Origin of the sequence: Hymenobacter segetis (assembly GCF_038448715.1) — a bacterium.
Lineage (GTDB): Bacteria > Bacteroidota > Bacteroidia > Cytophagales > Hymenobacteraceae > Hymenobacter > Hymenobacter segetis.
In genome coordinates this window covers 98,317-118,326 of record NZ_JBCEVZ010000009.1, presented here as the reverse complement: position 1 = coordinate 118,326, position 20,010 = coordinate 98,317, and the positions used below count along the sequence as shown (strand labels likewise).

Below are 20,010 nucleotides of genomic sequence, written 5' to 3'. Positions count from 1 at the left end.
ACGAAAAGAAGCGTCAGCTTTACTTCCTGGCCGATGGCCGCGAGGCCGGCAACCCCTACTTCACGCACCTCTACCGCATCGGGCTGGATGGCAAAAACCTCACGCTGCTCACGCCCGAGGCCGGTAACCACCAGGTTATGCTCGCCCCCTCGGGCCGCTATTTTGTTGACACCTACTCGCAGCCCGATAAGCCCGGCGTGACGGTGTTGCGCGGGACCGATGGCAAGCTGATTTCGACGCTGGAGAAAACCGATATTTCCCGCCTCACTGCTACCGGCTGGAAGGCCCCCACTCCCATCACGGTGAAAGCCCAGGATGGCCAGATTGACTTGTACGGCCTGATGTTCACGCCCACCAACCTGGACCCCAACAAGAAATACCCGATTATCAACTACATATATCCGGGGCCGCAGGGCGGCGGCGTGGGCAGCTGGTCGTTTGCCTCGGCGCGGGGCGACCACCAGGCGCTGGCCGAGCTGGGCTTCGTGGTGGTGGTCATCGAAGGCAGCTGCAATCCCCTGCGTTCCAAGAGCTACCACGATGCCTGCTACGGCAACATGGCCGAAAACACCCTCTCGGACCAGGTGACCGGCATGCGCCAGCTGGCCCAGAAATATCCGTACATCGACCTGAACCGCGCCGGCATCTGGGGTCACTCGGGCGGCGGCTACGCCACGGCAGCGGCCATGTTCCGCTACCCGGATTTCTTCAAAGTCGGCATCTCGGAATCGGGCAACCACGAAAACCGCAACTACGAGGACGACTGGGCCGAGCGCTATATCGGCTTGATGAAAACCAACGCCGACGGCACCACGAGCTACGACAATCAGGCCAACGCTGCCTTTGCCAAGAACCTCAAAGGCAAGCTGATGCTGGCCCACGGCCTGATGGATAACAACGTGCCGCCCTACAACACCATGCTGGTGGTGGAAGCTCTCACCAAAGCCAACAAGAGCTACGACCTGGTGGTGTTCCCCAACGCCCAGCACGGCTACGGTGCCTACTCGCCCTACATGATGCGCCGCCGCTGGGACTATTTCGTGCAGAACCTGGCCGATACTCAACCGCCCCACGATTACGAGATGAAGCCCCACCCCGACCCGCGCAACGCAGTGCAGTAGGGAGTTCAGAGTAAAAGTAACGTCATGCTGAGCGGAGTCGAAGCATCTCTACCGCAGTAAGTAATCCAATCATCAGGATTTACTATTGCGGTAGAGATGCTTCGACTTCGCTCAGCATGACGTTTTTTATTCATTCTATTGCGGCAATGAAAAGCCTTGTGCCCAAATTGATTCCGATGCCAAGATTTCTCTGGCTGCTGACGCTGCTGCTGTTGCTCCGGCCCGGCTTCAGCCACGCCCAGCGCCGCTTCGAGCTGGCCGACATCAGCCGGCTGGTGAACGTGAGCGACCCGCAACTCTCGCCCGATTGCAAAAGCATTCTGGTAGTAGTGTCGCGGCCCAATCTTACCACCAACCGCCACGATGCCGAGGTAGTGCTGGTAGACGTGGCCACCGGCCGGCAGCGCATACTCGTAGCCAACCAGCCTACCGTGAAGCAGCCGCGCTGGTCGCCTACCGGCGACCGCGTGGCCTTCCTGGCGCGCACCAACACGGGCAAGGACGCGCACACCCAGCTTTTCGTGCAAAATCTGGCCGCCGACGAAGTCCGCCAGCTCACCACGGCCGTGACCAACGTGCAGCTTTACAGCTGGAACCCTGCTGGTACCGCACTCGCCTACTCGGCCGCCGATGCGCCGGCCAACGCGGCTGAAATAGCCCGGGGCAACGACAGTTTCGAGGTGGGCAACGGCAGCGTGACGCTAACCGCGCCACCTGCGCCCGACCACCTGTGGCTGGTTTCGGCCACCGATGGGCAGCCCGCCCGCCGCCTCACCAGCGGCCCGCTAAGCTTGCCCGATGACTCCTCGGCTCCCTTTACCTGGGCTCCCGACGGCCGCATGCTGGCCTGCGTGCTCCGCTCCAGCGCCCAGACCGGCGACCAGGAAACCGCCGTGTACACGCTCGAAGTGGCTACCGGCACGGTGCGCGAGCTGCCCGGCTCCCCGCACCACGTCGATTTGCCCGCCTACTCGCCCGATGGAAAATGGCTGAGCTACCAGACACCCCGCGAGCCACCCTATTTCGAGTCGCTGGAATTTGACGTGGTGCCCGCTGCCGGTGGCCCAGCACGCCACCTCTGCCGCGCGCTCGACCGTAACCTGCAGCGCGCCCTATGGAGCCAGGACAGCAAAAGCCTATTCGTAGGCGGCAACGATGGGGCCACGGTTTCCATCTGGCAGCAGGAACTGAATGGCCGCAGCCGCAAGCTGCCGCTGGGCCCAGTATCGCCCAACGGCAGCTACTGGGTCGAAATGGCGGTGGGCCGCCGCAATGCTGTGGCCCTCACGGCCAACGAGCCGGGCCGGCCGGCCGAATTATACTACTTGGCCTCACCCACCGCCACCCCGCGCCGCCTCACCGATTTCAACCACGAAACCGCCGTCCTGGCCCTGGGCCGCATGGAAGCCGTGGAGTGGAAATCAGACAACCTTCGTCCTGACGGCATCCTCACCTATCCGCCTGATTTCGACCCGGCCAAGAAGTACCCGCTGGTGCTGATGATGCACGGCGGCCCCTCAAATGCTTCGCGGGCCGCATTTTATGGACTGGGCCAGGCAGTGGCGGCGCGCGGCTACGTGGTTTTTCAGCCCAACTACCGGGGCAGCGACAACCTGGGCTACGCCTTCCAGCGGGCCATTCGGGATGATGCGGGGGCCGGGCCGGGGCGCGACGTGCTGGCCGGCATTGCCGAGTTGGAGAAGCGCGGTTGGATTGATACCAGCCGGATTGCGCTGTCGGGCGCTTCGTATGGCGGCTTTATGACGGCGTGGTTGATGGGTGAATCGCGCCGCTGGCGCTGCGCGGTGGCGGCGGCTTCAGTGGTTGATTTGTTAGACAGTTATAACCTGAGCGACAACAACATCGCCAACGCCGGACACTACGGCCCCTCGCCCTGGCTCAGCGCCGAAAACATGGCGCACTACAAGGCGCAGTCGCCCCTTTCGCGGGCCACTCGCTGGCGCACGCCTACGCTCATTCTGCACAATGTGGGCGACTTTCGGGTGCCCATCAGCAATTCGTATAAAATGTACCACGCACTGAAAGACAACGATGTACCAGTGCGCTTCGTGGCCTTTCCAATTTCGACCCACGTCCCGTCCGACCCCGTACGCAGCGCCGAGTGGAACCGTCTGTGGATTGAATGGCTCGACCAGTATTTGAAATAAAGAACGATGTAGGGGCGGGGCCTGTCCCGCCCGGTCGTTTGCGCCGTTATGACGATTCCGTTTGACGACGGGCGGGGACAAGCCCCGCCCCTACGCCGTTCAAACAAATCGAATAATCCTTGCTTTAATTCCACATGAAAAGACCTTTTCAAACTACCGCCCGCCTGCTGCTGGCCGCTTCTATCCTGGCGCTCCCACTAGCCGCCTCGTCCCAGAAAAAGCCCGCTGCCAAAGCCCCCAACGCCGAAAGCGCCATCCGCGAAAGCGACATCAAGCGCGACCTGTTTGCATTGGCCGATGACCATTTCCGAGGCCGCGAGGGCGGCACGCTCGATGAGTTGAAAGCCTCCGTGTGGCTCGCCGACCAGATTCGGGCCACCGGCATGCTCCCGGCGGGTGACGACGGCACCTACTTCCAGTGGTTCAACCTGCAGCGCACCCGCCTGAGCAAAAGCAGCACGCTACGCATTGGCACCCATGAGATTAAGCTGAACGAGGACGGCGTCGTAACGGCCCCCACCAATGCCAGCATCACGGCGCCGCTGGTGTACGTGGGCACTGGCTCGGCGGCAGAGCTGGCCAAAGTCGACATCAAAGGCAAGGCCGTGGCGGTGCAGATTTCGGGCGCACCTACCGACGGCATCAGCTACCGGCGCTACGTGTTTGGCAAGTTTGCCGGGCAGGCGGGCGAGCTGGTGAAGGCCGGCGCGGTGGCGGTGGTGTTCGTATCGGATGCGCCCTCGCAGGCCCTTTACGACCATTGGAGCCACATTTATGAGCGCGGGCGCTACAGCCTCCCGGGCGCGGCCAGCACCAAAGTAGTGAGCACGCCGCCCGTGGTGTGGCTGCCCGCTAGCGCCGCCAGCTGGGTGCAGCAGGCCGGCCAGCAGTTCAGCACCGAGCTGAAAGTGGAGAGCTTCCAATACCCGTCGGTGAACATCGTGGCCAAAATGCCCGGCACCGATGCCCAGTTAAAAAAGGAGTACGTCCTTTTCAGCACCCACCAGGACCACGACGGCGTGCGTGCGCCCATCGCCGGCGACTCGATTTATAACGGGGCCGATGACAATGCCACCGGCTGCGCGGCGCTGCTGGCCATTATGCGGGCCTTCAAGCAGCAGCCGGGCCGGCGCTCGGCGCTGTTCGTGTACCAGGGTTCGGAGGAGCGTGGGCTGATTGGCTCGACCTACTTTTCAGCCCACCCCACGGTGCCGCAGGCCAGCATCGTGGCCGTGCTCAATGCCGAGATGATGGGCCGCAACGTGGCTGACAGCGCCGCCCTGCTGGGCTCCACGCCGCCGCACATGAATTCCTCCGACCTCGTAAAAACCGCGCTGGCGGCCAACCAGGCCGGTCCCAAGTTCAAGCTTGATACAGAATGGGACAAGCCCACGCACCCCGAGGGCTGGTATTTCCGCTCCGACCACCTGCCCTACGCCCGCCTAGGCATCCCGGCCATCATGTACACCTCGCTGCTGCACGTCGACTACCATACGCCCCGCGACGAGGCGAGCCGCATCGACTACGCCAAGCTCACCCGCATGACGCAGTGGATGTACCTCACCGGCTGGGCCGTGGCCAACCGCACCGCGCCGCCTGCTCGCGAGCCCGGCTTCAAGCTGGAGCGGTAGCCCGCTGGGCTTAATGAGGAATGAACAAATCTGCCAATGCCGGCTTAATTGCTCACTCCTCATTCTTCATTTCTCATTAAGCGAAGCGTCCATGCGCCACCTCACCGCCGCCGACATCGCCGGCTTCGATAAAATCTACCGCCTCAACCTCGTCAACGGTTTGCCGGGCTTTAAGTCGGCTAACTTGGTGGGCACGGCCTCGGCCGATGGCGCGACCAACCTGGCCGTGTTCAGCTCGGCCCTGCACCTGGGTTCCGACCCGGCCTTGCTGGGCATTGTGACACGGCCCACCACCGTGCCGCGCCACACCTACGCCAACCTCAAAAGCAGCGGCTGCTACACCCTCAACCACGTGCCCGAAGCCCTGGCCGCCCAAGCGCACTACACCTCGGCCAACTTCCCGGACTCGGTTTCGGAATTTGAGGAATGCGGCTTCACGGCCGAGTACCGCGACGATTTCCCCGCGCCTTACGTAGCCGAAAGCGCCCTCAGCATCGGCTTGCGGTTGCTCGAAGAGCACCACATCAGCAACGGTACCGTGCTGCTGGTGGGCACCGTGGAGCATGTTTATCTAAGCGAAGAAGCCCTGCGCCCCGACGGCACTCTCGACCTCGTGGCCCTGGGCACGGCCACCATCTCGGGCCTCGATGGCTACCACGCCGTGCAGCCGCCCGTGCGCTTCGGCTACGCCCGCGTGGGGCAGCCGCCGGTGGCGGAACATCCGGCCTAAGGCCGCCCGCAATTTCAACGCAAAAAGCCCGCTACCATCATGGCAGCGGGCTTTTTGCGTTTCGGGCAAGTGCCGAAAAACTATTTTTTAGCTTGCGCCTGTTCGGCCGGGGCCATCTGGCCGCTGGCGGTTTGGGGCGAGGTGGCGCTGGCACCGGCCGGGGCCGAATCCAGCTGCTCTTTTACGCTGCCTTTTTTGATGGCCGTGGCCGAGCCGGTGCCCGTGGCGGGCATTGCTTTGGGCTGGTTGTTGATGCTGTCGCGGTCCACGTCCGATTTGTGCCAGCCGGGGGCGTTGGTGAAACCGTGTTTGAATTGCGGGTTTTGGCCGGGGCTCCAGCGGTAATCGCAGGACGAGAGCGAGGCCGCCAGGGCGGTGCCCAGCAACAGGGCCAGGACGGGACGAGTGGAAAGCTTCATGAAGTAGTACTTGGGATTGGTGGTGCAAAGTACGTTGATTTCGGGCGGAAGGCCAACGCAATACCGGCGGCGGCGCTACTTTCGGGCAATACTGCACGTTTCCCGCCTGTCCATGTCCGATTCTGACCCCAAGCTGCCTTCCCGCTTCCGCCGCGCCCTGGGGGCCGTGGGGCGGGCCGCCCTGCTGCCCGTGCGCGGGGCCAGCTACGTGGTGCGGGCGGGCCAGGCGCACCAGCATTTTTTCCTGCCCGTGCTCAACGGGGCCCTCGGCGACCAGCTGGCGGCCCGCTTCGACCCGCGCGCCATTCGGATGAGCTTCCGGCGCGGCGGGCAGGACGTGGCCGTGGCCGACCTGCGCCTCACTGAGCCACACCAGAAAACCGTGGTCTACATCCACGGCCTGATGGGCGACGAGCTCATCTGGCAAACCGGTTTCCAGGACCCGCCCACCAGCCGCCGCTACGGCCCGCGCCTGGCCGAAGAAACCCACAGCCGCGCCCTCTACCTGCGCTACAATTCAGGCCTGCACCTGTCCGAAAATGGCCGCGAGCTCAACCGTCTGCTCACCGAGCTGGTCGAAACCTACCCCGACGCCATCGGCGAGCTCGTGCTGGTGGGCCACAGCATGGGCGGGCTCATTATCCGCTCGGCGGGGTATTACGCTTCGCAATTAAAAATTATGAATTATGAATTAGGAATTGATTCTACAGCAGCTGCAAATGCGGAAGATTCTACAGCAATTCATAATTCACAATTTATAATTCATAATTCAACGTCGGCTCCCTGGCTGGCGCACCTGCGCTCCATCTTCCTCATCGGCACGCCTAACGACGGCTCGTGGCTGGAGCAGAATTCGCACTTCACGGCCCGGCTGCTGGAGCGCATCAACCTGTTTCCCACCCGCTTCCTCAGCAAAGCCCTCAACCAGCGCAGCAACGGCATCAAGGACCTGCGCTACTCCATTCTGGTGGACGAGGACTGGCAGGATGCCCACGCCAACGACTTTATGCCGCCGCGCACGCCCGTGCCGCCGCTGCCCGGCGTGCAATATCATATTCTGATGGGCTCCTGGCTGCGGGCCACGCGGCCTTCGGCCTTGCGCGAATACTTCGGCGATGGACTGGTGGGCCACGGCAGCGCCCGGGGCCACACCACTTTCGGCGATGAGGCCGCGATGCCCGCCGGGACCAGCGTGCGCACGGCCGTGTTCAGCCAGCAGCACCACGGCGGCCTGCTCACGCACCCGGAAGTGTTTCAGTACCTGAAGCAGTGGGCGTGATGCTGTGTTAATAGGACTTGGTTCATACCTGATGCTGGCTGGCCGGCATTAGGATGGCCGCTAGTTAACGGTCAGTTGCCGGCTTGCGTCAACATTGGTCCGGCCGGGCCGTTTAGAATGACGGATACCCTTACCGTCGCCTGCTATGCCTGATTTTGCTCCCGATACCATCCTGTTCGACGGCGTGTGCAACCTCTGCAACGGCTTCGTGCAGTTCATCATTCGCCACGACCCGGCGGGCCGCTTCCGCTTCGCGGCCCTGCAAAGCGACGCCGGCCGGGCCTTGCTGCTGGCCCACGGCCTTGCGCCGGCCGCCATCGCGGCCGAGCCCGAATCGGTGCTGCTGCTCAGCGGCGGCCGGCTTTATTCGCACTCCGCCGCCGTGCTGCGCATTGCCGAAGGGCTGGGCGGTGTGTGGCGGGTGGCGACCCTGGGCCGGGTGCTGCCCACTGCCTGGCGCGATGCGATTTATCGTTTCGTGGCGCGGCACCGCTACCGCTGGTTTGGCCGGCAGGCAAGCTGCATGCTGCCGAATCCGGCCCTGAAAGCGCGGTTTTTATAAGGCCCCCGCCGAACGCATTACCTATCCATCAGGCAAATTTCTGGCTTATCCCGACGGCGCTAAGCCAGGAGGCATTTTGACTTTTTTCAACAATCAAATATTGTATATAAACAATATAAATTATATTACCAAACGCATAAAAAAAGCCTGGCTGACACCTGCTTTCGGGCGTAGTGCAGGAGATTAAACGGCCTTCTGGCGATGCAGCCGCAGAATCATTTCGCTTTCTGACTTGTATTTTGCACCTCATTATTCCTCATTTGGTGGAGGCAGCATGCAACAGTGTTTTTTGCACTGGATAATTATTGCACAATGCCCGGCTATGCTTGACATATATGAATTTCAGATACGGTAAGGTTTCTTTTGCGCTGGTTGTTTCGCTATTGCTGGGTGCCCGGGTGGGCAGCACCCAAACCCCGGCTCCGCTGTGGCAGCCCGCCCCGGCTCCGGCCGCCCGCAACGGCAACGCCGCCCCGAAAACTGCCGGCAGCTGGTTTACCCTCGATGCCGCACAGCTGGCCGCCCGGCTGGCCCGCGCCCCCCTCGAAACCAAGCCGGCCGCCGCCGTCACCCTCGAACTCCCCTACCCCGATGGCACGCTGCACCGCTTCGCCCTCACCAAAGTGCCGGTGATGGCCCCGGCGCTGGCGGCCCGCTATCCCCAGATTCAGACCTACGCCGGCCACGGGCTGGACGAGCCCACCGCCTCGGTGCGCCTCGAAACCTCGCCCGCCGGCCTGCACGCCCAAGTGCTGGGCCTCACCAGCGCCCTCAGAATTGAGGCCGACCCCGGCACGGCCAACCGCTACCAGAGCTACCCCGACGCGCTGCCGGAGTTTGCCTGCCAGGCCTTGGCGGTGCCCGGCCGGGCACACCGGCCCGCCGGGGGCACGCCGCCTACGCCGCCGACACCCTACGGCACCCAGCTCCGCGTGCTGCGCCTGGCCTTGGCTACCACCGGCGAGTATTACCAGAGCCCGGCGCTGGGCAAGAACGACGCGGTTGCTACCATGACCAGCCTGGTCACGCTGGTGAGCGCCCTGAACGCTGTGTATGAGCGCGAACTGGCCGTACGCCTGGAGCTGATTGCCAACAACAACCTCCTCATTTACACCGACCCGGCCGCCGACCCCTACACCAACAGCAGCCCCGGCACCATGATTGATGAAAGCCGCGCTTCCATCAACACGGTGATTGGCAGCGCCAACTACGACCTGGGGCACGTGCTGGGCTACCGGGCCGGGGGCTATTCCGGCGTGGCCTACATTGACGTGACGTGCTTCGACCCTTACAAGGGCGGTGGAGCTTCCACGGGCAGCACGGCGGCGTACATGGCGGCCGTGACGACGCACGAAATAGGCCACCAGCTCGGCTCCGAGCATACGTTCAATGGCGACCAGGGCAACTGCAGCGGCGGCAACCGCAGCCCCGCGCTGGCCTACGAGCCGGGCGCGGGCAACACCATCATGTCGTACGACTCGCGTTGCGCCCCCGACAACGTGGGCGCGGGCATCAACTATTTCCATGCCGGCAGCCTGAGCGCCATCGTGCCCAGCCTGAGCTGCGGCACCTTCACGGCCACCGGCAACCAGCCGCCCAGCGTGAGCGTGCCCGCCAGCAATGCCTACACCATTCCGCTGGGCACGCCCTTCACCCTGACCGGCAGCGGCACCGACCCCAACGGCGATGCCCTCGCCTACTCCTGGGAGGAGTTGGACCTGGGCAATGCCAGCGGCCTGGCCGGCGCGGCCGCCGATGTATCTGGCCCGCCGCTATTTCGCAGCTTTGCGCCCGTGGCCAGCCCAGCCCGCACGTTTCCGAACCTGACTTCGCTGCTGGCCAACACGGCTTCGCTGGGCGAAATATTGCCCCAGGTGGCCCGCACGCTCAATTTCCGCCTCACGGCCCGCGACAACCACAGCGGCGTGGCGGGGGCCAACGTGACCCTGGCCGTGGCCTCGGCCGGCCCTTTTGCCGTGACGGCCCCCAGCGCCGCCCTCACGGCGGCGGGCGGCAGCAATTATGCCCTCACCTGGAGCGTGCTGGGCACCGACCAGGCCCCCGTGAGCTGCCCCGACGTGCAGGTCCTGTTCTCTACCGATGGCGGCCTGACCTTCCCCACCGTGCTGCTGGCCAGCACCCCCAACGACGGCACTCAAACCGTGCAGCTCCCCAACGTGAGCACGACCAAGGGCCGCCTCAAAATCCAGGCCCTGAACAACGTGTTTTTCGCCATCAACAATGCCAACATCACCCTGACGGCCACCCTGCCCGTGGAGCTGACCGCCTTCACGGCCGAAGCCCACGGCCCCACGGCGCACCTGGAATGGCACACCGCTTCGGAGAAAAACAACGCCGGCTTTGCCATTGAAGCCTCTGCCGATGGGACGGCTTTCCGCCGCCTGGGTTGGGTGGCGGGCCAGGGCAGCAGCACCATGCCCCACAGCTACCAGTTCGATGACGCGGAACTGGCCACCTACCCCGGCCCCACGGTGTACTACCGCCTCCGCCAGCTGGATAATAACGGCCCGGAAAGCTTGTCGCCGGTGCGGGCGGTGGCGGTGGCTGGTGCCACTACCCGGCTTCAGGTGTGGCCTAACCCGGCCGCTGGCACCGTGACGGTGGCGGGCCTCGCGGCCGGCCAGCCGGTGCAGGTGCTCGACCTGGCCGGCCGGGTGCGGCTCACGGCCACGCAGGCCGGCAGCGGCGCGCTGCGTCTGGAGCTGGCGGGCCTGGCCCCCGGCCTGTACGTGGTGCGCGGCAACGGTACCGCCGTGCGCCTGGTGGTGAAGTAGCCGAAAAACAATACTTTATTCGGCCGGCTATCGGGCCGGCTTTGCACGGAGAGCGCGGCGGCATTCGGCCTCGTACACGCGGCGGCCCAGGTCACGCAGGAAGGGGAAGCCGATTTGGTCGTACTCGTACTTGTCGTCGTTCAGCACGCCGTCGGCATTGGTGTAGATGACGGCACTGAGCAGGAATTCCACGCCGTGGGCTTCGTCCTGGATGTAGGCGTTGTCGATGAGAAAGCCGTAGGACTGCCCGATTTTATTGAACACCCGCACGCCCGGCGGCAGCGCCGCTTGGCCGCCCCCGCCCAGCAGGTACTTCACGTAGGTATCCGGGAATTGAGCCGGGGCGTAGCGCGGATGGGCGCTTTCGCGCGGCAGCTGCGACATAGCCGCGCGCAACCGGGCGTAGTCTTCGGGTGCGAGGCGCAGGCGGCGGGCGGCGGGCACGGTTTCGGGAAACAGGATGGTGCGGAGCAGCCGCTGCTGGTCGGGCAGCGCGAAGGCATTTTTCTGGCTGAAATCCAGCGGGCCGGCAATCTGCTGGTCGCCTTTGATATAGGCCTGGCCGATGGCCTCGCCGCGCAGGCCCAGCCGGGGCCACGGCCCGCCATAATAGCCAGCCGGCTGGGCATAAAGCAGCTGCGTAGCCGCCGTATCAGCAAAGAAGCGGATGGGGTTGGTGTGGCGGCTACCCGGCTCCTGGTCGCCCACCGACAAGCGGTTTACAATGCGGGTGTGGTGCAGGCCCAGCCGGGCCAGCTCGCGGTTCAGCTCCTCGGGCCCGACGAACTCATAGAGCCGGTTGAAGGCGTCGTTATCGCTCACGAGCAATATTTTGCGCACGTAGTTGCCCACAGTGGGCCGGCCGCCGGCCGCGCTGGTGTCGCGCCGCACCCGCGTCTGGCCCGCGAAGGCCGAGTCCGTCAGCATGGGCGAGTCGGCGCTCAGGCCGGGGTGCGGGGTACTCAAGGCGCGCAGCTTTTGCAGGGCCAGGGCCACGCCGGCCAGCTTCACGGTGCTGGCCGGGTAGAAGTATTGGCGGGGCCGCACGTGGTAGCGGGAGGTGCGAAAATGCGGCTGCCCCGCCGCATCGCGCCGGATGCGGGTGTAGATAATTTGCAGGCGGTAGTAGTCGGGCCGGGCCAGCACGCGGGCCAGACCTACCGTGTCATGTCGCAGCACCTGGCGCAGCGCATTCGGCCGAAACTGGGCCTCGGCCGGCTGGTTTAGCCCGGCCAACACAACTAGCAACGCCCAGGCAAAAAGGCTCTTTCGCATCAGAAATGGACTTGGGGGGCTTTTCGTAGCCAGCTCTCGTCAATAGTCGCGCCCAGCCCCGGGCCGGTGTGCATCTCAATCACGCCACCTGGGCGGTAGCGGAAACCGCCCACCACGGGGTCCTCCGTGAACATGAGCGGGGTGTCGAAATCGCAGTGATGGATGGCGGGGTTGCTCAGGGCCAGGTGGGCGGCGGCCGTCATGCCGAGGCGCGACTCGAGGAAGCCGCCCACTTGCAGCGTGAGGCCGGCAGCCTGGCCCAGTTTGGCAATCTTTTGGGCGCGATGAAAGCCGGATGACTTGCCCAGCTTGATATTCAGCATCTGGCAGGCTTGCAGTTGGATGAGGCGGGCGGCGTCGTGCTCGTCGCCGCAGCTTTCGTCGGCCATAATGGGGATGGGCGAGGCGGCCCGCACCCGGCTCAGCTCCATGAAATGCTGGCGCAGGATGGGCTCTTCGCAGTGCTCGATGTTGAATTCGCCCAGCGCCTGCAGCACGGCAATGGCGTTGTCGGCCGTGCGCCAGCCCTGGTTGGCATCGATGCGCAGCGGGTGCGTGGGGCCGATGCCCGCCCGAATGGCCCGAATGCGGGCCACATCCTCTTCCAATGTCCCGCCCAGCTTCACCTTAATGGCCGGGAAGCCTTCGCGCTGAAACTGCTCAGCATCAGCCCGCATTTTCTCGGGCGGACCGAGGCTCACGGTCATGTCGGTCGTCAGCACTTTGTCGTTTTTCCCGCCCAGAAACTCATACAGCGGCAGGCCGGCGTGCTGCGCGGCGATGTCGTGCAAGGCAATATCGAAGGCGCTTTTGATGCTGCTGTTGCCGTAGATGATGCGGTCCAGTTCGGCCAGGCAGCCGGGCAGGTCCAGCGCGTCGCGGCCTTTGAGGGCGGGCGCGAAATACTGGCCTACGATGAAGCCGGTGTCCACGCTCTCGCCGTTGATGGTGAGGAAGGGGCTGCACTCGCCGTAGCCGACGTGGCCATCGGCCGTGCGCAGCACCACTACCACGTTTTCCACGGCCAGCAGCGGGCCGAGGGAGATAACGAACGGCTCGCGCAGCGGCACAAGCAGCTTGTAGATACTGATGGCTTGGAGGGTGGTGCCGGGCATAAATTCAGCGGGTTAGTCCACGAATAACGGGGCCTGGTCGACACAAAGCAACGCGGCGGGCGGTAGCGGTGGCCCGACAGCCCGCTTGGTCTTTCTTTTGCAGAGGGGACGAGCGTAGAGACGCATAATTGCGTCTCGTCGTTGAACTCGCCCCAGGGTCGTTGAATGATTTTGTTCAACGATGAGACGCAAATATGCGTCTCTACCCCGACCAACGCTTCTTTAAGCAGGCTCTTCAAGAACAATCGAATAAATATCCCCAGATAATGAATGTATTTCAACGCCGCATTGCCGGCCTTTCGCTGGTGCTGGCCACCCTCAGCACCCCCGCCTTTCTCCCCCATCGCGCCAGCAAGCTCTACGTATCCGACTACGAAAACGTACTCGGCACCTCCTTCGAAATGAAGGTAGCCGCTAATGCGGCCCAGCCCGCCGCCCAGGCCGAAACTGCCGCCCTGCGCGAAGTCGACCGGCTCAATAAAATCCTCAGCGGCTACGATGCCAATAGCGAATTCAGCCGCTGGCTGCGGGCCGGGCAAAAGCCGGTGGCCGTGTCAGCCGAGTTATATGAGGTGCTGGACTTATTCGAGCAGTGGCGGGTGAAAAGCGACGGGGCGCTCGATGCCTCGGCCGAAACCGTGGGCCAGCTCTGGCGCGAGGCCGCCAAGCAGAACCGCCAGCCGACAGAGGCCGAAATTGCCGCCGCCGTGGCCGCCGTGCACCAGCAGCATTACGTGCTGAATGCCCAGAACCACACCGCTCAGCGCCTCAGCAGCGCGCCGCTGGTGTTGAATTCCTTCGCCAAAAGCTACATCATGAATAAGGCGGCCGGGGCGGCGCTGGCCACGCCCGGCGTGCGCGGCGTGGTGCTGAACATCGGCGGCGACATTCTGGTGCGGGGCGAGCACTCCGAGCAAATCAACGTGAGCAACCCCCGCGCTGATGCCGAAAACGACCTCCCCGTAGCCCAATTGCAGGTGAGCGACAAAACCATTGCCACCAGCGGCGACTACCGGCGCGGCGAAACCATCGGCGGCCGCTGGTACTCGCACATCATCGACCCGCGCACGGGCCGCCCGGCCAGCGAGGTCATCAGCGCCACGGTGGTGGCCGACAAGGCGACCGATGCCGGCGCGCTGGCCACCGCCCTCAACGTGCTGCCGCCCGCCGAAGGCCAGGCCCTGGTAGCCGCCGTGCCCGGGGCCGAATTCATGCTCCTCACCGCCGACGGCCAGCGGCTGGAAAGCGCCGGCTGGCAGAAGCTGGAGCGCCCCGCCGCCCCGGCCGCCACGACCAAAGCCGCGCCCGTCCTCCCCAACGCCAAGCCCTGGGACCCCAACTACGAAGTGGCCCTCACCTTAGAGCTGGCCACACCGGAAGGCGGCGGGCGCGTGCACCGGCCCTTCGTGGCGGTGTGGGTAGTGGATAGCAAGAAGAAGCCCGTGCGCCAGATTGCCCTGTGGTACAACAAGCCCAAGTACCTCGACGACATGCGCTACTGGTACGCCACGTACTACGAGCAGTTTGCGGCCGGCAACAACAGCATCAGCTCCACCACCAGCGCCACCCGCTCGGCGGGCAAATACACGCTGAAATGGGACGGCAAGGACGACCAGGGCAACCTGGTGCCCCAGGGCAGCTACACCCTGATGGTGGAAGTGGCCCGCGAGCACGGCACCCACCAGCTCATGAAGCAGGAAATCAATAGCAAAAAGCCCCAGCACTTCGACCTGCCCGCCAATACCGAAGTAGCCTCGGCGGCCGTGGACTACCGCAAGAAAACCGATGGCCAATAGCCCTACCGGGCACGGTCCCGCCCCCCTCCCCCAGCGGCCTTTTGGCGCGGCGCCCGCCGGCGGCCCGGCCGGCAAGCCGAAATCGGTATTGAAGAAGCGCACGGCCTCGTGGTCGCGCTGGCTGCACGTCTATTTGTCGATGCTGAGCTTCTTTGTGGTGCTGTTTTTCTCCGTCACCGGCATCACCCTGAACCATGCTGCGTGGTTCGATGGGCAGCAGGCGGAAACCAAGCGCACCGGCACCCTGCCCGCCGCCTGGGTGAACGTGCCCGACACCGCCCGCATCAACAAGCTGGCCATCGTGGAGCGGCTGCGCAGCCAGTACGCCCTGCGCGGGGCCGTGAGCGACTTCGAGATACAGGACGACGAGTGCTCCGTCTCCTTCAAAGGCCCCGGCTACAGCGCCGATGCCTTCATCAACCGCCAGGATGGCACCTTCGAGCTAACGGAATTGCGCCAAGGCTTAGTGGCCGTGCTGAACGACCTGCACAAGGGCCGCGACAGCGGCGCGGGCTGGAGCTGGGTCATTGACCTCTCGGCCGGTTTCCTCACCCTGGTCTCGCTCAGCGGGCTGGTGATGCTGTTTTTCCTGAAGAACAAGCGGTTGCGCGGCCTGCTGGTGGCCGTGGTGGGCGGGGCGCTGTGCTACCTGGCCTACGCGCTGCTGGTGCCGTAGGGCCAGCCCTTACAGAGTTGCACTTCGAAAGGGCTGGCAAAGGGCTTGTGCCCGCTCTTGAGTGGCAAGGGAAAAGCCTCTTTTCCGTTACATTAGCGGTATGATGAAACGCTACTTCCTTCCGCTGATTTGGACTGCCCTCGCCCTGGGCAGTTGCTCGAAAGAGGCTCCGCCTCCCGAAACCCCGGAACCTACGTTTGGCTATACGCTGGATGGCCAGGCGTACTCCACTACCGCCAAGGCCGTCAGAGAGGTAATGACTCCCCAGGGGCTCACGTTTAATTCCACCCCGCTCCCGGTAACCATTGGCGGGGTGAGGTACCAGGACCGGTTGCTGGTGGCTTTCACGGGTACCGGGCAGGGCCCATACGCCCTGCGCGAGTTGCAGCTGTACCGGACCGACGAGCGCGGCCAGACGCAGCTACTGGAGTACCGCACCGACGTTACGGCCACGGCCACATCAGGGGCCAAGCTTTGCTCCGGTACGTTTGCTGGCAAGAGCACCAACGCGCAGGGCCAGGTGGTGAGCATACTAAGCAATGGCGTATTTGCCTACATCCCAGCGCCGTAGTTAGTTTGAGGATTCCCGGTTGGCACACGTCTGCGATGCGTGCCAACCGGGAAACCCTTTCTGTTATTGATTCTTTAAGAGACTTAAGCGGCTGGAGCAACTTCCCTCTCCCCCGCGCCACTCGCCACCACATCCACGCGCACCTCGCCGAAGCCGACGGCCCCGGTTGACTTATTTCTGCCGGATGCGGTTTGGGACGGCATCGGCCGGGCGGCCGGAGCGCCGGAAGGCGGCGGTGTCCTTGATGAAGGGCGCTCCATACGCCTTGCCCTTGGGGGCGGCGGCTCCTTTGGGGTACGGCAGCGGCTTTACCGGCTGGGTTTTGGGTGGGGTGGCGGGGGTGGTTTGCGCCCGAGCGGTCCAGCAGAAACTTAGCAGCGCCACGCCCAGCAGGCAAGCGGATAAACTTTTCATAACGGGAGGAAGGATGAATGGCTGAATATACGGCCCCTGACCAGAACATTCCTGTAGCAGCCGACGCCTCGCCAGCCCGCGGCCTGCGTGGCGACGGACACGCCCGCCCCGGTGCCGCCCCAGACGGAGCGGCCAGGTGGGCGGGAACGAAACAGGGCACCCCGTGGGGTGCCCTGTTGTGGTTTTATAATTACTTGGAAATTGCGCGCTATCCAAGGATTATTTCCATTTAATTGAATTAATGGTCTGTCGAAACAGAGTCCTATTTTTTTGATTCCTCAGTCCTGAATGATTCAAAGCTGAAGCAAATAACGCAACGCGCATATTCCCTCTTTTATATATCGCATACGTCTGAATCAAATCCAGATTGACTTCCGAACTACGACATGTAACTTCTTTAATCGATAAATCCCCGTTGTGCATTACGGTATCCTTAGAGGAAATTACCTGCATTTCGCCGGAAGAATCAATTAAGCTTTTAATGAACTGCTTACCCGATTCCTCTGGTCGAACAGCCCGATTAAAATCATCAATCATAATGACCATACTTTCTCGGACACTGTCTTGAGAATTGAAATTCATGAAGAGATGTCGCGGGTTGGCATTCTTACGCTTAATTCTCAAGCTGTCATAAGCAACTTCTTTCCAAGTGTCGGGAAGCTGAATTGTAACTGCTCCTAAGTCGTGGTTTTGAGAAGGTATTTTTTTAGTTTCTGTCGAATTATCAATTCCACAGCTAACCAAAAATCCGATAACAAAAGCAGCACAAAGTATTCGGGTTAGAAGAAACATAAAACGAATGCTTACACTACCTTCCCCGCCCCACTCGCCACCACGTTCACGCGCACCTCGCCGAAGCTGACGGGCACCACGAGACTGGGCAGGGTGAGGCCCGTTTCCAGCGTGGCATCCGTCACTTTAGCAGCTTGGCCGTCGGCGGTGACGGCGATGGCACCGGCCACACCGTGCAGCACCACGCGGTAGGTGGCGTAGCTGGGCGCGTAGTCGCCTTCGATGGCCTGGGTGAGGACGAGGTCGGTGGCGGAGCCGGTGACGGTGAAGCGGCGCACGGTTTTGTGGCCTTCGAGGTAGGCGTAGCCTTCGCCGCCGTCGTCGTAGAGGACGCTTTCGGCGGTGCCGTTTTTGTAGTACACGTGCAGGGTGAGCTCGGTGACGGGGGTTTCGCCCACGTACTGCATCACCGGCTGCATGGGCACCACCGCGCCGGCCTTGATGAAGAGCGGAATGCGGGTGAGGTCGGCGGCGGCCCAGACTTCGCTGCCGCCGGCCTGGGGCGTGTCGGTCCAGTAGTAGAACCAGTCGCCGCGGGGCAGGTACATCCAGCGGCCATCGGCGCCGGGCTGGGTGATGGGGCATACCAGCAGGTGGTCGCCGAGGCCGAATTCGGCCATGCGCAGGTAGGTTTCGGTGTCGTTCTGGTCGAGGAAGGTGAGCGGGCGCAGCATGGGCGTGCCCTTGGTGGCGTACTGCCAGAAGGCGGTGTACATATAGGGCAGCAGGCGGTAGCGCAGCTCGATGAAGTGGCGGGCCAGGTCGGTCACGGTATCGCCGAAGCTCCAGGGCTCCTGGTCGCCGTGGTCGCCGGAGCTATGGGTGCGGAAGAACGGGTGGAAGGCCCCGAGGGCAATCCAGCGCGCATATAGCTCGCCGGTGGGCGTATCTACGAAACCGCCGATGTCGGAGCCGATGAAGCTGAAGCCCGAGATGCTCAGGCGCTGGCACTGGATGTTGGCCAGCCAGAGGTGCTCCCAGCTGGCGATGTTGTCGCCGGTCCAGCCCGAGGAGTAGCGCTGGCCGCCGCTGTAGGTGCTGCGCGTGATGGTGAAGGGCCGGTTGGGGTAGCTGAACTTCTTCACGCCGTCGTTGGTGGCGCGGGCCATCTGCATGCCGTAGATGTTGTGGGCCTTCTGGTGCGAGGCCCAGTGGCCGTCGTACTCGAAGCGCACATCGGGCGGGAAGGTGCCCTTCTCGAACACCGCCGGCTCGTTCATGTCGTTCCACACACCCTTCACGCCAATGTCCTGAATCAATTCCTGAAACAGCCCGGCCCACCACTCGCGCACGCGGGGCGCGGTGAAATCGGGGAAGTTGCAGAGGCCGGGCCAGACGGAGCCCTTCATCAGCGGGCCATCGGCGCGGCGGCAGAAGTAGTCGTTGGCCACGCCCTCTTTATAGACCGAATACTCGGGGTCAATCTTGATGCCAGGGTCGATGATGACGATGGTTTTGAAGCCGTCGGCGGCCAGCTCCTGCACCATGCGCTTGGGCTCGGGGAAGTGCGACTTGCTCCAGGTGAAGCAGCGGTAGCCTTCCATGTAGTCGATGTCGAGGTAGAGGGCATCGCAGGGAATCTTGCGGTCGCGCAGGCCGCTCGTGATTTCCTTCACGTTGGCCTCCGGGAAGTAGCTCCACTTGCACTGGTGGTAGCCCAGCGTCCAGAGCGGCGGCAGCTCGGGTGGGCAGGTGAGCAGGGTGTACTCCTCGGTCACCTCCATCAGCGTGGGGCCGTAGATGAAGTAGTAGTTCAGCTCGCCGCCTTGGGCCCAGAAGCTGGTCACGTCGGCCCGCTCGGCCGCAAAGTCGAAGCTGGCCTTGAAGGTGTTGTCGAAGAAAATGCCGTGGGCAATTTTCTGATGCAGCACGTGGTAGAACGGAATGTTCTTGTAGAGCGGGTCGGAGCCCTTCACGTAGCCGTAGGTATCGGAGCCCCAGTTGGTGAAGCGCTTGCCGCGCAGGTTCATGTTGTCGGGCTTGTCGCCGAGGCCGTAGTAATGCACGCCGGGCGGCACCTGCTTGCTCATCTTCACGATGTCGTTGCCGGTGTCGTAGTCGTACTCCCAGTGGAAGCCTTTCTCGTCGTCGCTCAGGATGGTACCGGAGCGGTCGAGCACGCGGGCCTTCAGGTTTTCCTTCTGAATGATGCAGATGAGCCGGGCCGTGGTGAGGCGGTAGTGGTCGGGCTTTTCGCGGAATTCGACCAGGGCCGGGGCCATGCGCGTGGTGGCATCGGCCGGCACGGCGTAGGAGAAATCGGGGGAGAGCGGGCCGTCCGTTAGGTAGCGGAAGCGTAGGATTTTATCGCTGAGCACGTGCAGCAGCAGGCGCACACCGTTCTGGCAATTGAAGAGGAAGCGGTGGCCGTCGAGCTCGTCGGCCCGAATAATTTCGCCGGGATAATGTTCCTGGTGGCTCTTGGCCGCCAGGTCGTTCACCATGTAGTTATTTTCCTGAATCGTGGTATCCATAAACTAATTCTAAGCAGAAGGCAAAAGCTGCGGCAAAGCCGGGCAAAAAAAGACCGGCCGGGCCGGTGAAGTGCGCGTGAAGTACGCAAGTTACTTTTTTCTGAATCCGCCAAACGAGTTTTTTCGGCAAATGCGGCCCCGCTGCCGTAGCATTGGGAGTTAATTCACGGCCAAACGCCACCCCCAGGCTTC

Annotated in this window: 16 protein-coding genes; 10 read left to right on the top strand and 6 right to left on the bottom strand. The window is 63.2% G+C overall.

Annotated elements, in window-relative coordinates; genetic code table 11:
- The 4 genes from AAFH49_RS06085 to AAFH49_RS06070 all read left to right on the top strand — a co-directional run.
- Positions 1-1,121, top strand: a 1,121-nt coding sequence (locus AAFH49_RS06085; protein WP_342296619.1) for an alpha/beta hydrolase family protein, incomplete at its 5' end; no start/stop codon positions are given.
- A gap of 176 nt (positions 1,122-1,297) precedes the next feature.
- Positions 1,298-3,289, top strand: coding sequence for a S9 family peptidase (locus AAFH49_RS06080; protein WP_342296617.1), 1,992 nt, complete (start codon positions 1,298-1,300; stop codon positions 3,287-3,289).
- 134 nt (positions 3,290-3,423) lie between these two features.
- Positions 3,424-4,920, top strand: coding sequence for a M28 family peptidase (locus AAFH49_RS06075; protein ID WP_342296616.1), 1,497 nt, complete (start codon positions 3,424-3,426; stop codon positions 4,918-4,920).
- Between the two features lie 91 nt (positions 4,921-5,011).
- Entirely contained in the window at positions 5,012-5,650 is a 639-nt protein-coding gene (locus AAFH49_RS06070) for a flavin reductase family protein (protein WP_342296615.1), read from the top strand.
- Positions 5,651-5,730: 80 nt separating this feature from the next.
- On the opposite strand, the gene AAFH49_RS06065 is transcribed toward AAFH49_RS06070, so the two are convergent.
- Positions 5,731-6,069, bottom strand: coding sequence for a hypothetical protein (locus AAFH49_RS06065; protein WP_342296614.1), 339 nt, complete (start codon positions 6,067-6,069; stop codon positions 5,731-5,733).
- 112 nt (positions 6,070-6,181) lie between these two features.
- On the opposite strand from AAFH49_RS06065, the gene AAFH49_RS06060 reads away from it, so the two are divergent.
- The 3 genes from AAFH49_RS06060 (at position 6,182) to AAFH49_RS06050 (ending at position 10,705) form a co-directional block, all read left to right on the top strand.
- Positions 6,182-7,348, top strand: coding sequence for an esterase/lipase family protein (locus tag AAFH49_RS06060; RefSeq protein ID WP_342296612.1), 1,167 nt, complete (start codon positions 6,182-6,184; stop codon positions 7,346-7,348).
- Between the two features lie 145 nt (positions 7,349-7,493).
- Positions 7,494-7,910 (top strand): thiol-disulfide oxidoreductase DCC family protein, encoded by a 417-nt coding sequence (locus AAFH49_RS06055; protein WP_342296611.1) that lies wholly within the window; start codon positions 7,494-7,496, stop codon positions 7,908-7,910.
- Positions 7,911-8,245: 335 nt separating this feature from the next.
- The gene (locus tag AAFH49_RS06050) at positions 8,246-10,705 is read left to right on the top strand and encodes a reprolysin-like metallopeptidase (RefSeq protein ID WP_342296610.1); all 2,460 of its coding nucleotides are present in this window, start codon (positions 8,246-8,248) and stop codon (positions 10,703-10,705) included.
- 27 nt (positions 10,706-10,732) lie between these two features.
- Here the strand turns inward: AAFH49_RS06050 and AAFH49_RS06045 are convergent, their stop codons facing one another.
- Together AAFH49_RS06045 and AAFH49_RS06040 are read right to left on the bottom strand one after the other, a co-directional pair.
- Complete coding sequence (locus AAFH49_RS06045; protein ID WP_342296609.1) at positions 10,733-11,980, bottom strand: serine hydrolase; 1,248 nt, start codon at positions 11,978-11,980, stop codon at positions 10,733-10,735.
- Complete coding sequence (locus AAFH49_RS06040; RefSeq protein WP_342296608.1) at positions 11,980-13,095, bottom strand: mandelate racemase/muconate lactonizing enzyme family protein; 1,116 nt, start codon at positions 13,093-13,095, stop codon at positions 11,980-11,982. The genes AAFH49_RS06045 and AAFH49_RS06040 overlap by 1 nt, the downstream gene beginning before the upstream one ends.
- A gap of 266 nt (positions 13,096-13,361) precedes the next feature.
- On the opposite strand from AAFH49_RS06040, the gene AAFH49_RS06035 reads away from it, so the two are divergent.
- The 3 genes from AAFH49_RS06035 (at position 13,362) to AAFH49_RS06025 (ending at position 16,138) form a co-directional block, all read left to right on the top strand.
- Positions 13,362-14,891, top strand: a complete 1,530-nt coding sequence (locus AAFH49_RS06035; RefSeq protein WP_342296606.1) for a DUF2271 domain-containing protein — start codon at positions 13,362-13,364, stop codon at positions 14,889-14,891.
- Positions 14,881-15,567, top strand: coding sequence for a PepSY-associated TM helix domain-containing protein (locus AAFH49_RS06030; RefSeq protein WP_342296605.1), 687 nt, complete (start codon positions 14,881-14,883; stop codon positions 15,565-15,567). The genes AAFH49_RS06035 and AAFH49_RS06030 overlap by 11 nt, the downstream gene beginning before the upstream one ends.
- Before the next feature lie 100 nt (positions 15,568-15,667).
- On the top strand, positions 15,668-16,138 hold the full coding sequence (locus AAFH49_RS06025; RefSeq protein WP_342296604.1) for a hypothetical protein: 471 nt from the start codon (positions 15,668-15,670) through the stop codon (positions 16,136-16,138).
- A gap of 171 nt (positions 16,139-16,309) precedes the next feature.
- Here the strand turns inward: AAFH49_RS06025 and AAFH49_RS06020 are convergent, their stop codons facing one another.
- From AAFH49_RS06020 to AAFH49_RS06010, 3 genes are all read right to left on the bottom strand, one after another.
- The gene (locus tag AAFH49_RS06020; protein ID WP_342296603.1) at positions 16,310-16,552 is read right to left on the bottom strand and encodes a hypothetical protein; all 243 of its coding nucleotides are present in this window, start codon (positions 16,550-16,552) and stop codon (positions 16,310-16,312) included.
- 219 nt (positions 16,553-16,771) lie between these two features.
- Positions 16,772-17,344 carry a hypothetical protein gene (locus AAFH49_RS06015; protein WP_342296602.1) on the bottom strand — a complete coding sequence of 191 codons (573 nt, stop codon included), beginning with the start codon at positions 17,342-17,344 and terminating at the stop codon, positions 16,772-16,774.
- Between the two features lie 11 nt (positions 17,345-17,355).
- Positions 17,356-19,818, bottom strand: coding sequence for a glycoside hydrolase family 31 protein (locus AAFH49_RS06010; protein WP_342296601.1), 2,463 nt, complete (start codon positions 19,816-19,818; stop codon positions 17,356-17,358).
- Positions 19,819-20,010: the final 192 nt, after the last annotated feature.

What these genes read in the sequence shown, in the direction of transcription:
- AAFH49_RS06020 (WP_342296603.1), bottom strand. Translation starts at nt 16,552, where the DNA reads ATGAAAAGTTTATCCGCTTGCCTGCTGGGCGTGGCGCTGCTAAGTTTC.
- AAFH49_RS06050 (WP_342296610.1), top strand. Translation starts at nt 8,246, where the DNA reads ATGAATTTCAGATACGGTAAGGTTTCTTTTGCGCTGGTTGTTTCGCTA.
- AAFH49_RS06035 (WP_342296606.1), top strand. Translation starts at nt 13,362, where the DNA reads ATGAATGTATTTCAACGCCGCATTGCCGGCCTTTCGCTGGTGCTGGCC.
- AAFH49_RS06075 (WP_342296616.1), top strand. Translation starts at nt 3,424, where the DNA reads ATGAAAAGACCTTTTCAAACTACCGCCCGCCTGCTGCTGGCCGCTTCT.
- AAFH49_RS06055 (WP_342296611.1), top strand. Translation starts at nt 7,494, where the DNA reads ATGCCTGATTTTGCTCCCGATACCATCCTGTTCGACGGCGTGTGCAAC.
- AAFH49_RS06030 (WP_342296605.1), top strand. Translation starts at nt 14,881, where the DNA reads ATGGCCAATAGCCCTACCGGGCACGGTCCCGCCCCCCTCCCCCAGCGG.
- AAFH49_RS06070 (WP_342296615.1), top strand. Translation starts at nt 5,012, where the DNA reads ATGCGCCACCTCACCGCCGCCGACATCGCCGGCTTCGATAAAATCTAC.
- AAFH49_RS06060 (WP_342296612.1), top strand. Translation starts at nt 6,182, where the DNA reads ATGTCCGATTCTGACCCCAAGCTGCCTTCCCGCTTCCGCCGCGCCCTG.
- AAFH49_RS06010 (WP_342296601.1), bottom strand. Translation starts at nt 19,818, where the DNA reads ATGGATACCACGATTCAGGAAAATAACTACATGGTGAACGACCTGGCG.
- AAFH49_RS06080 (WP_342296617.1), top strand. Translation starts at nt 1,298, where the DNA reads ATGCCAAGATTTCTCTGGCTGCTGACGCTGCTGCTGTTGCTCCGGCCC.
- AAFH49_RS06065 (WP_342296614.1), bottom strand. Translation starts at nt 6,069, where the DNA reads ATGAAGCTTTCCACTCGTCCCGTCCTGGCCCTGTTGCTGGGCACCGCC.
- AAFH49_RS06045 (WP_342296609.1), bottom strand. Translation starts at nt 11,980, where the DNA reads ATGCGAAAGAGCCTTTTTGCCTGGGCGTTGCTAGTTGTGTTGGCCGGG.
- AAFH49_RS06015 (WP_342296602.1), bottom strand. Translation starts at nt 17,344, where the DNA reads ATGTTTCTTCTAACCCGAATACTTTGTGCTGCTTTTGTTATCGGATTT.
- AAFH49_RS06025 (WP_342296604.1), top strand. Translation starts at nt 15,668, where the DNA reads ATGATGAAACGCTACTTCCTTCCGCTGATTTGGACTGCCCTCGCCCTG.
- AAFH49_RS06040 (WP_342296608.1), bottom strand. Translation starts at nt 13,095, where the DNA reads ATGCCCGGCACCACCCTCCAAGCCATCAGTATCTACAAGCTGCTTGTG.